Genomic DNA, 1,949 nt, shown 5'->3' on the forward strand with positions numbered 1-1,949 from the left:
GTTGCTGCCTCCGGCGTGCGGGAGACACCAACATCCCTGATGTTGCGCGGATCTTGGTGACGAGCATCCGGCGCGGGCGGGGCTCGGAGGCGTCCCGGGCGCTGCCGTTGCAGTATTGGGGCGTGCGGCGGGTTCTGGGCGATGGTTGGTCGATCGATCTCTACGGTGACTGGACGGCTGAGCGCGCCAGAGACGGCGGCACGACCTGGTGTGCGCCCGGCCGCACGATCCTGGTCGTGCCCGGCGCTCCATGGCGGTGTGCCGATGGGGCGGACATCATCGCCTCGCTCGATGCCCACCTGCCGCCAGGCCCCACCGTCAAGCTGGGTGAGGGGGCCGAGGCGGGATCGGTCATCGTGCCGCCTGGGTTTACCACCACGACGGCGATGTCGGGTCCACCCTTCACGGCTACACCTTCATCGATGAGACGTACCTGGAGACGGTCTTCACAGACACGCACTCGGGGGACCTCAGGTGGGCCTACGACGCTTGGCGGTCAGTGACTCGATCTGCCACATAGTCGGGCGGCGAATCTCGGGCAGCGACCTTCTGGCGTCAACGCAGGAACGTGAAGAGGGTTCCCGCAGGTTCCAGGGGCTGTGGAGCGCTTTCGAAACGGTGAACGCCGACAGAGAATCGAACGCCATCCGGAGCGTGGAACGCCTGCTCCACGAAGCCGGCATCCCGAAACCACTCCCGTACCGCCGGGGTCAGGTCCGGTGCGCGCCGCGTCCTGGTCCAGATCACGGTGGCGCCCTCAGCGCAGATCTGAGGTAGGGCGGCAACGGTTCGCTCTACGTCGGCGTCCGAGATGTTGCCGAAGACCCCGACCATGAGCAGCAGGTCGGCCGGAACCATCCCCGCGTACGACGACAGCCGGCCCGCGTCTGCCTGCCTGATCACGATGTTGGAGAGCCCGGCCTGAGAGGCGGCGGCCTGAGCGGCCGCCACATTGCCCGCGTCGTATTCAAGAAGGGTCGCGTGTACGCGCTGAGCATCAGACCTTGAGGCGAGGACGCCGATGAGGTCACGGCCCTGCCCGGCGCACACGCTCACCGCAGTCAGCCGCTCGTCGGAACGCTGCTCAAGCCACGACGCAATGTGCTGCTGAACCAGGCGCAGTCGACGCGACAGCGGGGACGTTTCATCGGCATAGGGCTCATGCCACGCCTGCCAGTATGTCGGGGCGCTCATCCGGGCAACGTTGCCAGGCCGAAACTCACACCGAGGCCGTCCTGGCCGCCATCAGGCCGTCGGAGGCCGATCGCGGCCGACCAACGACGACCAGGAGTGACGGCGTGCCCAGGCAGCGCCGCCCTTGCCGGGCTGATGGTCCCCGCCCTACCTGTAGTTGTTGAACTGGAGGGCGACGCCGAAGTCCTCGCCCTTGAGCAGTGCGATGACCGCCTGGAGGTCGTCCCGCTTCTTGCCGGTGACTCGCAGCTGGTCGCCCTGGATCTGGGCCTGCACGCCCTTGGGGCCCTCGTCGCGGATCTTCTTGCTGATCGCCTTGGCCTTGTCCGTCTCGATGCCCTGGATCACCTTGCAGTCGATCTTGAAGATCTTGCCGGACGGACGCGGCTCACCGGCGTCCAGCGACTTCAGCGAAATGTTCCGCTTGACCAACTTCTCCTTGAACACGTCCAGCGCGGCACGAACACGCTCCTCGGTCTCCGCCTGAAGACCGATGGCCTCCTCGCCGGACCAGGAGATCTCGGCGCCGGTGCCGCGGAAGTCGAACCGCGTCGCAAGCTCCTTCTCCGCCTGCCGAAGGGCGTTGTCGACCTCCTGGCGGTCAACCTTGCTCACGATGTCGAACGACGGGTTCGCTGCCATGTTTCTGCTCCTGCTGTCCGGCGGTCTGGGCCTGCCGTCGGCCGCCGACCAGCGGCACGACCCCCTGACCGTACCCGGTTGCGTGGGTGCCGGGTGGAGCCGCTATCCTTGCT

The 1,949-nt window shown here is 67.0% G+C and carries 2 protein-coding genes; both read right to left on the bottom strand.

Annotated elements, in window-relative coordinates:
• Positions 1–555: 555 nt before the first annotated feature.
• Positions 556–1,194, bottom strand: a complete 639-nt coding sequence (locus ACWCO3_RS34290; RefSeq protein ID WP_450014149.1) for a class I SAM-dependent methyltransferase family protein — start codon at positions 1,192–1,194, stop codon at positions 556–558.
• A 147-nt stretch (positions 1,195–1,341) separates the two neighbouring features.
• Positions 1,342–1,836, bottom strand: coding sequence for a YajQ family cyclic di-GMP-binding protein (locus ACWCO3_RS34295; RefSeq protein ID WP_088987555.1), 495 nt, complete (start codon positions 1,834–1,836; stop codon positions 1,342–1,344).
• Positions 1,837–1,949 lie beyond the last annotated feature (113 nt).

Source organism: Micromonospora sp. NPDC002411 (assembly GCF_053592955.1).